The sequence below is a fragment of the Mycobacterium sp. ACS4331 genome (assembly GCF_001667265.1).
In the GTDB taxonomy this organism is placed as follows: domain Bacteria; phylum Actinomycetota; class Actinomycetes; order Mycobacteriales; family Mycobacteriaceae; genus Mycobacterium.
Map to the genome: position 1 here is coordinate 1 of NZ_LZHW01000032.1, position 13,159 is coordinate 13,159.

10 protein-coding genes are annotated in these 13,159 nt (G+C 66.0%); 3 read left to right on the forward strand and 7 right to left on the reverse strand.

Features of this window, described 5'->3' with window-relative positions:
- From A5727_RS09060 to A5727_RS09090, 7 genes are all read right to left on the reverse strand, one after another.
- Positions 1-3,086 (reverse strand): beta strand repeat-containing protein (locus A5727_RS09060; RefSeq protein WP_502687667.1); only part of this gene is annotated, 3,086 nt, incomplete at its 3' end.
- A 914-nt stretch (positions 3,087-4,000) separates the two neighbouring features.
- Positions 4,001-5,350 (reverse strand): amidohydrolase family protein, encoded by a 1,350-nt coding sequence (locus tag A5727_RS09065; RefSeq protein ID WP_068247942.1) that lies wholly within the window; start codon positions 5,348-5,350, stop codon positions 4,001-4,003.
- Between the two features lie 50 nt (positions 5,351-5,400).
- Positions 5,401-6,579: a thiolase family protein gene (locus tag A5727_RS09070; RefSeq protein ID WP_068247945.1), complete on the reverse strand. Its 1,179-nt coding sequence runs from the start codon at positions 6,577-6,579 to the stop codon at positions 5,401-5,403.
- Positions 6,579-7,007, reverse strand: coding sequence for a Zn-ribbon domain-containing OB-fold protein (locus tag A5727_RS09075; RefSeq protein ID WP_068248104.1), 429 nt, complete (start codon positions 7,005-7,007; stop codon positions 6,579-6,581). Before A5727_RS09075 ends, A5727_RS09070 begins: the two co-directional genes overlap by 1 nt.
- Positions 7,000-8,418 (reverse strand): aromatic ring-hydroxylating oxygenase subunit alpha, encoded by a 1,419-nt coding sequence (locus A5727_RS09080; protein WP_068247951.1) that lies wholly within the window; start codon positions 8,416-8,418, stop codon positions 7,000-7,002. Before A5727_RS09080 ends, A5727_RS09075 begins: the two co-directional genes overlap by 8 nt.
- 20 nt (positions 8,419-8,438) lie before the next feature.
- Entirely contained in the window at positions 8,439-9,344 is a 906-nt protein-coding gene (locus A5727_RS09085; protein WP_068247956.1) for an SDR family NAD(P)-dependent oxidoreductase, read from the reverse strand.
- Positions 9,345-9,410: 66 nt separating this feature from the next.
- Complete coding sequence (locus tag A5727_RS09090; protein ID WP_068247960.1) at positions 9,411-10,307, reverse strand: enoyl-CoA hydratase/isomerase family protein; 897 nt, start codon at positions 10,305-10,307, stop codon at positions 9,411-9,413.
- Positions 10,308-10,390: 83 nt separating this feature from the next.
- On the opposite strand from A5727_RS09090, the gene A5727_RS09095 reads away from it, so the two are divergent.
- From A5727_RS09095 to A5727_RS09105, 3 genes are read left to right on the forward strand one after another with little or no spacing between them, the layout of a single operon-like run.
- Complete coding sequence (locus A5727_RS09095) at positions 10,391-10,825, forward strand: SRPBCC family protein (protein WP_068247963.1); 435 nt, start codon at positions 10,391-10,393, stop codon at positions 10,823-10,825.
- A complete protein-coding gene (locus A5727_RS09100; protein ID WP_068247967.1) occupies positions 10,822-12,015 on the forward strand; it encodes an acyl-CoA dehydrogenase family protein in 1,194 nt (397 codons plus the stop codon). The genes A5727_RS09095 and A5727_RS09100 overlap by 4 nt, the downstream gene beginning before the upstream one ends.
- The gene (locus A5727_RS09105; protein ID WP_068247971.1) at positions 12,005-13,060 is read left to right on the forward strand and encodes an acyl-CoA dehydrogenase family protein; all 1,056 of its coding nucleotides are present in this window, start codon (positions 12,005-12,007) and stop codon (positions 13,058-13,060) included. Before A5727_RS09100 ends, A5727_RS09105 begins: the two co-directional genes overlap by 11 nt.
- Positions 13,061-13,159 lie beyond the last annotated feature (99 nt).

The following is a 13,159-nucleotide window of genomic DNA, read 5'->3' on the forward strand; positions in this document are numbered from 1 at the left end:
TCCCCGGTCTTCCTGTGCCCGGTGTTCGTGTCTCCGTTGTTGCCGCTGCCTGAGTTGTGGTCGCCGATGTTTCCGGACCCGGAGTTGTAGTTGCCGGTGTTGGTGTCACCGGAGTTGCGGTCGCCGGTGTTGGTGTTCCCGGAGTTGTGGTCGCAGCGGTTGGTGTTGCCCGAGTTGGCGTTGCCGGTGTTGGTGTTCCCCGAGTTCAGGTCTCCGGTGTTGGTGTCCCCGGAGTTGAGGTGGCCGGTGTTGGTGTTCCCCGAGTTCAGATTTCCGGTGTTCGTGTTGCCAGCGTTGAAGTTCCCGGTGTTGGTGCTGCCGGAATTGTCGTGGCCGGTGTTCGTACCACCGGAGTTGTAGTCACCGGTGTTCGTACCACCGGAATTGTAATGGCCGGTGTTCGTACCACCGGAATTGTAGTCACCGGTGTTCGTACCACCCGAGTTGTAACTCCCGGTGTTGGTGCCACCGGAGTTGTAACTCCCGGTGTTCGTACCACCGGAGTTGTAGTCACCGGTGTTCGTACCACCGGAGTTGTAGTCGCCGTAGTTGGTGCCACCGGCATTGCGGTTGCCGGTGTTGGTGCCGCCAGCGTTGTAGCTTCCGGTGTTGGTCCCGCCGGCGTTGTGATGGCCGGTGTTGGTGCCGCCCGCGTTGTAGTTTCCGGTGTTCGTCCCGCCCGAATTGTGCTTGCCGGTGTTGGTGTTACCGGAGTTGGAGAAGCCCGTATTCGTGTTGCCCGAGTTCCAGCACCCGGTGTTGGTGTCTCCCGAGTTGTAGCAACCCGTGTTGGTGTTCCCTGAGTTCCAGAATCCGGTGTTGGTGTCACCCGAGTTCCAGAACCCGGTGTTCGTGTTGCCGGAGTTGTAGAAGCCCGTGTTGGTGTTTCCGGAGTTGTAGAAGCCCGTGTTGGCCTTCCCCGAGTTCCAGAACCCGGTGTTGCCGCTGCCCGAGTTCCAGAAGCCGACGTTGCCGTCACCGGAGTTGAAGAAGCCGATGTTGTAATTTCCGGAGTTGCCGAAACCGATGTTGCCGACGCCGGAGTTGCCGAAACCGATGTTGAAGTTTCCGGCATTGCCCAGGCCCAGATTGAACCACCCCGAATTGAACCCGCCGATGCCGATCAGGTTGTCGCCGACGAGGCCGATCCCGAAATTGTTGTTGCCGGTGTTGCCGAAACCGACGTTGTTGTTGCCCTTGTTGCCCAACCCGATGTTGTTGTTGCCGATGTTGCCCCAACCCGGGTTGGCATTGCCCGTGTTGCCGCCGCCCTGATTGTCGGCGCCGATGTTTCCCGAACCCTGGTTGCCGCTGCCGATGTTGCCGGACCCGGAGTTGCCGGAACCGATGTTCCCCGAACCCTGGTTGTTGTCACCGATATTGGCGTGCCCGGAATTGTCGCCGCCCTGGTTGGCATGTCCTGTGTTGTCGTTGCCGATATTGCCCGAACCCGAGTTGCCGCTGCCCTGATTGCCGCTGCCCGAGTTGTTGTCCCCGCCGCCCAGGCCTGTGCCGCTGTTGCCGCTGCCCGAGTTGTTGTCGCCCTGATTCCCGTGACCGGTGTTGTGGTCACCGATGTTTCCGCTGCCGGAGTTGTCATCACCGCGGTTGCCGCCGCCGGAGTTGCCGCTGCCCTGGTTGCCGCTGCCTGAGTTGTGGTCGCCGATGTTTCCGGACCCGGAGTTGTCGTCTCCGATGTTTCCGTCTCCGCCGTTTCCGTCGCCGATGTTTCCGGACCCGGTGTTGTCGTCGCCGCGATTGCCGGACCCAGTGTTGTCGTCTCCCGTATTGCCATGGGCGCCAGGCAGATTGTTGTCTCCGATGTTGCCGTCACCCTGGTTTCCGCTGCCGGAGTTGCCGTGCCCCGTGTTGGTGTTTCCGGTGTTGCCGTGCCCGGTGTTGCCGTCACCGTCGTTGCCGGACCCGGTGTTGTGGTCACCGATGTTGCCGTCGCCGGCGTTTCCGGTGCCGGTGTTGCCGTCGCCCGCGTTGTTGTGTCCCTGGTTGCCGTCACCGGTGTTGCCGCTGCCACTGTTGCCACTGCCGGAGTTCCCGCTTCCGGCATTGCCGGAACCTGTGTTGAGATCGCCGGCATTGCCTGAGCCGGCGTTGTTGTCGCCGATGTTGCCGTCGCCGGCGTTCGTGCTGCCCTGGTTCCCGTGGCCGGTGTTCCCGGTGCCGGAGTTGCCGTCGCCGACGTTGTCGTCGCCCTGGTTGCCGTCACCGGCGTTCCCGTTGCCGGTGTTGCCGTCACCGACGTTCCCAGTGCCGCTGTTGCCGTCACCGACGTTGGCGTTGCCGGTGTTCCCGTGGCCCTGGTTGTCACCACCCTGGTTACCGTCGCCGACGTTGCCCGCGCCTTGATTGCCGCTGCCGGGGTTGGAGTCCCCGGTGTTACCGTCGCCGGCGTTGCCCGTGCCCGTGTTGCCGTCGCCCGCGTTGCCCACACCGGTGTTGCCGTCACCGGCGTTCCCGTTGCCGCTGTTGCCGTCACCGACGTTGGCGTTGCCGGTGTTCCCGTGGCCCTGGTTGTTGCCACCCTGGTTGCCGTCGCCGATGTTCCCGCTGCCGGTGTTGCCGTTCCCGTCGTTGTTGTTGCCCGTGTTGCCGTCGCCGGCGTTGCCGGTCCCCTGGTTCCCGTTCCCGGCGTTGCCGTCACCGATGTTCCCGTCGCCACCGTTGTTGTTACCCGTGTTGCCGCTGCCGGTGTTGCCGCTGCCCTGGTTACCACCGCCGACGTTCCCGCTGCCGATGTTGCCGAGTTCTGGGTCGTCCTCGGCGACATAGGCGTTCGCGAGTTGAGCCGCGGCCTGCGCGGTGCTCAACATCGCGATGCTGTTGATCTGCTCGGCGATCTGACCGCGCTGGTGGGTGTCGGTCGCGCGTGTCACCCCTGCCGCCGTGAGCGCGTTCTGCCGCCGCGTCCACGCCAGCAGCACCAGGTCCAGAGGCGCCTCTGTGGGCACATCGGGATTCGGCGTCGCGCCGAAGGGGCGTAGGCCGATCGCACCGCGCAGCTGTGACCAGACGCTTTCCGCCCTTTCACGAGGCGGTGACGCGGTGGGGGTGGCCGTCGAACTGGTCAACGACTCCCTGGCCGGCGCCGACTCGGCGGGGACGGACGACGGTGCAGCGGCCGCTGCCGTCACCGATGGACGGCCCGCCTCGAGCGGGTGCCTGCCGGGCCCAGAACGCTGGGGCCGCATCTGGACATCCGATCGCTCGGCCTCGACGTCACGCAGGTGTCGGCCGGGTCGCTGCTGAGTCGGGCGCGCGTCGCGAGTCCGCGGCCGGCGGGGGTTCGAGTCCGTGTCACCGCGCTCAGTGTCGAGGCGGGCAAGTGCCTCTCTCACCCCCCTGGTCAGATGGTCGATCGAATCACGCACCGCCGCTGAGGAATCCGACCGATCCCGTGACCGCGGACGCTTTCCCGTACCGACGTCCTGCGCCGAGTCAACCGTGTCACGCGCTGCGCCAGAGGTTCTCGAGGGGCTGGATCCCGGCTTGGCTCCTGGCGACGCGTCGCCACCCCCACCGGGGCCGGCGTCCGCCTGTGAGGGTTCGGCCCATGCCGTCCCGGGAGTCGAGGCGACTGCGGCCCCTACGCCAAGCGCGACCGCGAGCGCACCAATCCGTCCGACGAATCTGCCAGCATCCATCACGCATCCCTTTGGGGCTCCGTGCGCCGGCCGAGGTATGCCGCCGCCATCAGCACACCTGTGACTTGTATCACACGCACTGTGGGAAACGTGGCGGTTTGGGCCGCACGTGAGATTAGCTTCGGCAACCAAGTGTCATATCACGACGAGATACCCGTGCCGGGGGACTTTCGGTCCGAACCCGCACTCAGCCGCGCAGCACCGGCTCAGACCCGGTCCATCACGCCTATCCCAGTCGGCGATCGGCCCCTGATGGCAAACCAGAATCATTAGCCGCGTGAATGACCTCGCCGGCGCCACTTCGAGCGGCCGAGGTTGCGGAGTGACTCGCCACAGTGGCCTCAGCCGTCGGACGACTCCGCGGTCGCCTTCTGACTCGATGACGCCCCGCCCGCCATGATGGTCGACATCCTGGCCTTCATCTCGCCATAGGTGATGGCGTGCACGCCGGGTTTCGGAATCCGATCCACATCGACCTTCGGTGTGGACAACCCCTTACCTTCGACTCTTTGGCGCAGTGCGGCAACGGTGCAGTTCTCCCGACCGAGCCGCTCAACTCCGCGATAGCCGAATGCCCGCGCCGCGTTCCGCCACGTGATCGCCTCGACTTCGTCGGCCGAGCATCCGTCGAGTTCGGCGGCGAGCTGTTCGGGAGCGTCCGGCCAACTCGAATCCGAGTGCGGGTAGTCCATCTCCCAGCAGATTGTCTCGACTCCGATCCGATGCCGGTTCTCGATGCCGACGCGGTCGCGGATGAAGCACGACAAGAAGTTCCTCCGGAAGACATCGGTGGGGGTGTTCCCGTCACCGAGGTCGTCGCCGGTCCAGGCGCGCTGCCTGCCGTAGACATCCTCAAATCGCTCCAGCAGGAAAGGAATCCAGCCGATACCGCCCTCCGAGAGAGCGAACGTGATCGTCGGGAAATCCTTCAGGACACGCGAGAAGAGCAGGTCAGCCGTGAACCTGCCGGTGTCGAGTGCGAGCATCGCGTTGTACGCGAGGTAACTCGTCTGGTCCGAGGGAACCGGCACCCCGCCTCCGGTGCCGATGTGGATGTTGACGACCGTGTCGTTCTCGCAGACGGCCTCCCACAGCACATCCCAGTGGTTGTCCTGCCATGGTGGCTGCCCGTAGTTGCCGATGTGCTGGGGCACGGTCACTGCGTGGCAACCCACCCCCGCCAGTCGGCGGACCTCGGCGGCCGCCTGCTGCGGATCCCACAGCGGAAGGATGCCCATCGGGATGAAACGGTCCGGGTGCGCACCGCACCAGTCTTCGACGTGCCAGTCGTTGTACGCCTTCACCATCACGCCGGAGATCTGCCTGTCTCCGCGAAAGGTGAACAGTGCGCCCGAGATCGTCGGGAAGGAGGGGAAACACACCGAGGCGAGGACTCCGGCCGCATTCATGTCCTCGACGCGGGCATCGATGTCGTAGCACCCCCTGCGCATGTCCTCGAACCGCGACGGCTCGAACCCCCACTCGTCGTTGGGCCGGCCGGCCACCGCGTTGAGACCGATGTTGGGCAGCTTCATGCCGTCGTAGACCCAGGCGACCGAACCGTCCGCGTCCTCGACGATCCGCGGGGCGTCATCGAGATAACGCGCCGGCACCCTGTCGACGAACATGTCCGGCGGCTCGACGGTGTGGTCGTCAACGCTGATCAGTACGAGATTGGACGGATCAATCAACGGAGGCTCCTTGCACCCTGGACGGGACAGATGTACACACTGACGGGAGTTCAGCTGCGCCGCAGCAGCATCATGGTGGTTCCGCTGTTGGCTCCACCGACGCCGCACGCAGCCAAGGCGGCGCCGTCGACCTGACGTTCCCCGCCCTCCCCGCGCACCTGGACGCAGGCCTCGTGCAGGTGCCCAAACCCATGCAACCGGCCACCGGAAAGCTGTCCGCCGTCCGTGTTCATCGGCAGTTCCCCTCCGAGCGAGAATCGCGCAGGATCGGCCACCCACTCCCCCGACTCGCCGAACCCGCAGAAGCCGAAATCCTCGAGGAAACACAACACGAAGACACTGAATCCGTCGTACAGCGAGGCGCAGTCGACGTCCGAGGGCGTGAAATCGGTGCGCTCCCATATGGTCGACCATCGAGAGTTCAACCGCGCGACGTCCCGACCGCCCTCCCACAGGAACCTGTCGTGATGCGCGCAGTCGAGAGCCTCCACCACGACACCGGGGTGGTCCAGCGCCGCGGCATGCTCGGCCCGGGAGATCACGAAAGCCGTCGCACCGTCGCAGGCGATGTCGCAGTCATACATGCACAGCGGCTCCGACACCATCCGCGCCGAGAGATAGTCGTCGAGGACGATGGGGTCGGTGTACACCGCCTTCGGGTTCAGTTTCGCGTGGGCACGCTGCACGATCGCGATCTGCCCCAGCTGTTCTCGAGTGAGCCCGAAACGCTCCATGCGAGAACGAATTTGAAGCGCCGCGAGACTCGCCGCCGAGGCGCCGTACGGCAGTTGCCAGCTGAGTTGGCCCGCCGCGCGCGAACCCGCCGGAACACTGTATCCCCGCCGGCGGTCACCCCCCTGGGCGGTGCCCTCCCAGATGCTTCGCCAGCACAGCACATGGTCTGCCATCCCACCGGCCACCGCGAGCATGGCGTCCACCACCGCGCCGAGCTGACCGGGGTACTCGACACCACCGGCCACCCAATTGGGCCGAAGACCGAGCGCATCGTGCAGTTCTCGCACTCCGGCACCGGAGAATCCTCTGCCTGCCATCGACGCACCCGGATAGGTGGTGAGCCCGTCGATGTCGGCAAGGGTGAGGCCGGCGTCCTCGACCGCGGCCACGCATGCGTCGACGGTGAGTTCGAGGGGATCCCGCCGCAGCCGCCGCCCGATGTCGGATTGGCCGATGCCACTGATGATCACGTCATCGGTCAGGGGGCCCGCCATCACCGCTCCGGGGTGAACATCGGCAGGTACACGTCCTCATCGACACCGTCGGAGCCGAACTCGAACGTCACTCGCACCGGCATGCCGGCATGGATCCGCTCCGGATCGACGTCGACGAGGTTGGTCAGGACACGCACCCGCGGGTCCTCGACGGGGTTGACGAACGCGATGACATACGGCGTCGGAATCCCGGGGAAGAAGGGATGGTGATTGACGGTCCAGGACTCGACGGTGCCCCGGCCCGACAGCGCCACCCACTCGGGAACGGCATGGTCGTGCTGACAGCGCAGCGCCGGCGGATGGATCAGGCGCTCGCAGTCGGGACAGCGCTGCAACCGCCACACCCGGTCGGCGCCTGACGTCCAGTACGGCCGGTTCAGGGCGGTCAGCGCCGGCAGTGGGCGGCCGCCGACCGCAGCGTCAGCCATCACCGACACCGCCCGCCTCGACCCCGAACAGGAAACGGTCGGCGATCGCGTGCTCGTTGCGGATCGACATCTCCTGCGCGGTGTTCAGCCAGAGTCCGTCGAATCCCCGCGAATGCATTCCGGCGTGAATGGCGTCGATGTTCTTCAGGTCCTGGGTGGGCAGCTCGCCCCAACCGTCGTGGTCCTGCCAGCGCTCGACCTCCAGCCAGCTGGTCTCGGGCACTTCACCGGGAGCGAAGTGTTCCAGCGAGAACATCTCGAACACACAGCGATTGGGATCTTCGGCATCGGGAAGCATGCGATACCCGAGCACACACGACTTCTCCACGAGGATCACCAGGGTCGGGAACACGTGCCAGTCGCCGTTGCCTGCGAAGTACTGCTCCATCGACATCTGCGGGAAGTCGACGCCGTCGGCGAGCGCCAACTCCTCGCAGATCTGGTGATACAGCACAAAGGGCGGGGTGTCGCCGCAGTCCATGGTCGCCAGCTGCTGCGCTGCACGGAAGTCCCGTTCGGTGACCAGGGAGCCCACTTCGAGGTAGTTGTACTGCATCGCGTTCGCGAAAACCTCGGGCCGGGCCGCCTGCGCCTTGCGAGCGCTGTCCCGGTCACCGGTGTCGGGGCGCGCGGTGTAGACGAAGCGTGAGTGATTCCGGTACGGAATTGTCGGAGTGTATGGCGCGTAGACGAACTCCTGAGGAAGCGCGGGCTCGGCGGATGGGCGCGGCCCCTGCGCGGCGCGCAGTGTCTGGGGATGAGTGCCCGGGGTGTGGTAACCCTCGATGAACGCGTCGATGACCGTCTTGTAGTTGGCGGCCAGCCTGGTGCGTTTGCGCCACCGGAAACGCATGTCCTGCAACCGGAACGGCTCCAGCGCCGTGGGCAACGGGTCCAGCCAGTCCAGCAGTTCGGGTGGGTTCTCCGCCATGCTGATGAACACCCATCCGCCCCAGGTGCCCACGGCCACCGGCCGCAGTGACCACTGATCCCTGGGCCGGTTGAGAAACTCATCGCGGGACGGAACGAACGATGACCGACCGTCGAGCGCGAACCGCCACCCGTGGAACTCACATCGCAGCTCGCCGTTGACGGCACAGCCGGATCCGCGCGCCAGCTTCATACCGCGGTGCGTGCACGCGTTGTAGAAGGCCTTGATGGAGTCGTCCTTCTGGCGGACCACCATGATCGACTGCCTGCCGATGGTGTACTCGTAATAGGCTCCCGGGTCGGGAATCTCCTCCTCACGGCATGCGGGTTGCCAGACCTGGGTGAACAACCGGTCGAGTTCGAGCTGAAGGAACTCCGGATCGATGTAGCGGCTCTTCGGTACGAAAGTGTCGCCGCAGGCGTAGCGGGGCGGCACCTTCCCGGTCGCCGCCGATTCAGTCGGATCGTCGATGGCGGTCATCGCACACCCCTTCCGGTGTCTCAGCTGGCAGGCGGCTTATCGAAGATGTTGGGGTAGAGCACGGCCTCCTTGAACGACGTCTCGATCTCCGTGAAGGCGGTGGGAACGTCCCAGGTTCCCGACGCCGAGACGATCTCGCGTTCCACCACGGGATTCGACATCAGGCTGATCCGCCCGTTACCCGCGAAGATGACGCGGCGGTTGAGCCATTCCGACTGCTCACTCGCCAGATAGACCACCGGCGGCACGACGTTCTCGGGCGCCAGCCGCCTGTTCTCCGGCGAGTAATCCATGCTGCCGCCACCCTTGATGCCCTGAGTCATCCGGGTGCCCGCAATGGGTGCGATGGCATTGGAGCGCACGCCGTACCCCTTGAGGGCGTTGGCACAGGAGAATGTCAACCCGACGATGCCCATCTTTGCGGCAGCGTAATTCGGCTGGCTCGGCGCACCCTGCAGTCCCGACATCGAGGTGAAGTTGATCAGCCGATACTGACCACCCCGGTTCTCCCGCCACCAGGCGGCGGCATGCCGGGTCAGATTGAACGTGCCCTTGAGATGGACTTCGACCACTGAGTCGAAATCCTGCTCGCTCATCTTGAAGACCATGCCGTCGCGCAGGATGCCCGCCGCGTTGACCATGATGTCGAAACCGCCGAGCGTGGTGGCCGTACGGTTGATCAACTCCTCACAGGCGGCGAAGTCGGTGATGTCGGTGGTGTCGGAGAACGCCTTGCCCCCGCGTTCGTTGATCGCCGCGGCCACCGTCTCGGCCGGTCCCGCATCATGGCCGCTGCCGTCGACAGCGACACCCGCATCGGAGACCATGACGGTTGCCCCCTCGGCAGCCAGCCCCTCCGCAACGGCGGCGCCGATTCCACGGCCACCACCGGTCACCAGTGCTTTTCGTCCGTCAAGAACACCCATCGTCACTCCCAAGTCGGCGGCGTCGCCTCAGCCTACAGAACACTTAGACACTACCTGTTTATCTGACTATTCGAATCCCCACTCGGCGTACCGGCGCTCAAGTTCTGCCATCGCCTCCCGGCCGCCGCGCGACGTCCGCTCCTTCATGAAGTTGAACTCGTCGTCTCGCCAGGACAGATTCGTGAACACGCTGTGCCCCATGGGAACCCAGTCGGCGAACTGCGCCATACCGACCGCATTCCAGAACGTGATCAACGCATGCTTCCCGATCATCAGACCGTCTGCGGAATGGTGAGCGATGGCGCGCGCATACCGCATCGCCTCGTCTCGCAGTCCGTCCACCGGCACCACCGATGCGGCAACGCCCCACTCCTTGAGTTCGGCGGCACGCACCTTCCTGCCCGTGATCATGGCCTCATAACCGCGGTTGGGCCCGAGCTTGAGCAGGGCCAGCGGCATCGCCGTCGAGAACCCGGCGAACCCGATGCGCGCCTGCGGCCTGGCGAGGTACATGTCCTCCGAGACCACCAGAATGTCCGCCGCCAGCGCCAGGTTCATCCCGGCCCCCAGCGTGGCGCCCTGACAGGCCGCGATGACGGTCTTCGGAAACTCCAGCCAGTTCGTCAGGTGGCGGTGCAGCCGCCGCGCGTTCCCCAGTCGGGCCGTCTGCGGCAGCTTCTTCCCCCTGGTCAGCCCGGCCTGTTCGACGGGCAGCCTCCGCACGTCGTCACCACTGGAGAAGTCTTTCCCCTCGGCGAGCAGTATCACCACCTTGACGTCGTCGTCAGCCTCGGCGCGATCGAGTCGCTCCTTGAAGAGCACGTGCATGTCCGGGGACAGGATCGCGTTTCGCCGGTCCGGCCTGTTGATCGTGATCACGGCGATATGCGGCTCGACGACCTCGTAGCGAACCCACTCCTCGTCGATCTCGAACTCGTCGGCGCCCTGCGGACTGTCGCCCATGCCTCATCGCCTCCCGTCCCGAACAGAACTGAACACCGGAACACTATCCGAATAATTGTTCACCCAGCTGCTAATGTGCGTCCATGCCTCGAATCGTGATCGCCAAAGAGGTCGAAGCCCCGGTGGGGACGGTCTGGGCGCTGCTCGCTGATTTCGCCGATGTCAGCTGGATACCGGTGGCCGGCCGCGTCGATGTAGACGGGTCGGGAGTCGGCATGCGCCGAGCGATACACGGCGCCGGGGATCGCCCGGTGGTCGAGACTCTGACCCACCTGGACGGCGACCGGATGGAGCTCGGGTACTCGATCACCGACAATCCGCTGCCGGTCTCGCGATTTGAAGCGCTGGTCTCCGTGCACCCGTCGCCCGGTGGCGCAGCCGAGATCACCTGGACCGTGGACTACGACCCCGCGGGCCCGGCAGAGGCCGACGCCGACGCCGCGCGGCAGGCCATCGAAGCCGTGTACGGGATGATGGCGGGGTGGCTGGCCGACGCCGCGACCCAGGCCCGCACATGACCGACCGCGCCTACGGCGTACCGCTGTCGGCCGACGACCGCCGATTCCGCGACGAAGTCGTCGGTTTTCTGGCATCCGCACTCACACCGGAGATCCGTGCCGGCGCAGACACTGATGCCGGCCGGCTTCACCGAATGCGACTGTGGCAGCAGCGCCTTCATGAAGCCGGACTTGCGGCCATCTCCTGGCCCACCGAGTTCGGCGGCCGCGGCGCCACACCGGTGCAGCAGCTGATCTTCAATGCCGAGATGGCTGCGGCGCGCACCCCCGAGCCGATCAACCGAAGCGCCATCAATCAGCTGGGGCCGACGATCATCCAGTGGGGCACGGCCGAACAGCGCGCATACTTCCTGCCTCGCATCCTGTCGGCGCAGGACGTCTGGTGCCAGGGCTTCAGCGAACCCGACGCCGGCAGCGACCTCGCCGCACTGCGTACTCGCGCTGTCATCGACGGTGACGATCTTGTGATCACCGGACAGAAGGTGTGGACCTCGAAGGCGCACTACGCCGACCGGATCTATCTGCTGGTCCGCACCGACCCCGACGCCGAGCCGCGCGCGGGAATCAGCTATGTGCTCGCCGACCTCGACGCCGACGGGATCGACGTGCGGCCCATCAAACAGATCACGGGCGGCGCCGAGTTCAGCGAAGTGTTCTTCGACGGCGTACGCGTGCCGCTGTCCCGGGTGCTCGGACCACTGCACGACGGCTGGCGCGTGGCCAAGTCGACGCTGGGGTACGAGCGGGTCGGCCAGAGCCGCACACACCGGATCGAGCGCAGGCTGCGTATCCTCGTCGACCTCGCGAAGGAGCCGAACGCACTGAGCACCAGTGGGTTGGAGGACGAATACGTGGCCGACAAGCTGGTGGGTTTCGCCGCCAGGGTCGAGGCGCTTCGTCAGATCGCCTCCCAGGCGACGGCGGCGGGTGTGCGAGGTGTCAACCCCGGACCCGAGGCCTCGATGGCCAAACTGCTGACCTCCGAGGTCGATCAGGAGATGGCCAACTTCGGCCTCGACCTGGCGGGGCCGGAAGGCGCGCTCGAACACGGCTCGCCCTCTGCCGCCAAGAACGGCAGGGTGGCCGAGAGTTACCTCCTGATGCGCGCCGCCACCTTCGGTGCCGGCACCTCCGAGATTCAACGCAATGTCATCGCCGAGAGACTGCTGGGGCTGCCCCGTGACCCGTGAGCCCGAACCATCGCTGGACGACATCGCCGACACCGCAGCAGAACTCGACCGCCTTCGGCGCACCGCCGACGACATCCTGAGCCAGGCATGGGCCGTGGAGCGAACCCGGAAGCTCCTCGAGGGGCCGGGCCCGGCCTTCGACGCGCAACTGTGGAGCACGGTCCTCGATCTGGGCTGGCCGGATGTACTTGTCGACGAGGGGCGTGGCGGCGGTGGGGTGGGACTCCGTGAGTTGTGCGTGCTCACCGAAGCCGCTGGGGCGGTGGCGCTCCCCGTGCCGCTGGCCTCCGCTGCCGCCGCCGCGTGGTGTGAGCAGCAGTGCGCGACCGGGCTCACCCTGGTTCTCGACGATGTGGGCGCGGTGGTCACTGCGGGCCAGGCCACGGGTGCGTGGTCGGCGGTCCCGTTCGGCGCCGCCGCGGATCGACTGGTGGTGCTCGCGCGCCAGGGCGGCGATCCGGTGCTCGGCGTCGTCAGCGCCACGAGCCCGGCGGTGCGACGCGAGGCCGAGCAGCCTCTCGATCACAATCCGGCCGCGAGCATCACCGCCAGGGCCGCGCCGATTGACGTCTTCGCGACGGGCGAGGATGCGCTCGTGCGATATCAGGCGGCTCTGAACAGAAGCCGACTGGCCACGGTGGGCGAACTGATCGGCATCGCGTCAGCGGCCAACCAGGCTGCCGTCGAATACGCAAAGGTGCGCGTCACCTTCGGCCGCCCGATCGGCGCCAGGCAGGCCATCAAACACCGTCTGGTGGACCAACGTTCGGCGATCGAAGTCGCACGTGCACTGGTGAACCGGGCCGCGGACGCCACCGAGCTGTGTCACCCCGACACCGAAGCCCTGGTGTCGCTGGCCGCCTTCTGGGCCATCGACTCTCTGCGTCGGGTTCCCGAGGGAGCCACGCAGGTGTTCGGCGGCGTCGCCTACACCTGGGAACACGAGGCACACGTCCACCTGCGCCGCGCCGCCACCCGCATCGCCAGCCTGGGCTCACGTGACCACCATCGCCGAGTGGTGTCGCGGTGGCTCGCGTCGCGGTGATCGACCGGCCCGACGGCCGCAGATGTTATACATATAATCATTGTGTGTTCTACTGTGTAGCGTGATGTCGGGGTCGATGAAGCCCACAGCCGAGGGAGG

Coding starts and splice junctions, on each gene's coding strand:
- A5727_RS09070 (WP_068247945.1), bottom strand. CDS start 6,579: ATGGCGGGCCCCCTGACCGATGACGTGATCATCAGTGGCATCGGCCAA.
- A5727_RS09100 (WP_068247967.1), top strand. CDS start 10,822: ATGACCGACCGCGCCTACGGCGTACCGCTGTCGGCCGACGACCGCCGA.
- A5727_RS09090 (WP_068247960.1), bottom strand. CDS start 10,307: ATGGGCGACAGTCCGCAGGGCGCCGACGAGTTCGAGATCGACGAGGAG.
- A5727_RS09075 (WP_068248104.1), bottom strand. CDS start 7,007: ATGGCTGACGCTGCGGTCGGCGGCCGCCCACTGCCGGCGCTGACCGCC.
- A5727_RS09080 (WP_068247951.1), bottom strand. CDS start 8,418: ATGACCGCCATCGACGATCCGACTGAATCGGCGGCGACCGGGAAGGTG.
- A5727_RS09095 (WP_068247963.1), top strand. CDS start 10,391: ATGCCTCGAATCGTGATCGCCAAAGAGGTCGAAGCCCCGGTGGGGACG.
- A5727_RS09085 (WP_068247956.1), bottom strand. CDS start 9,344: ATGGGTGTTCTTGACGGACGAAAAGCACTGGTGACCGGTGGTGGCCGT.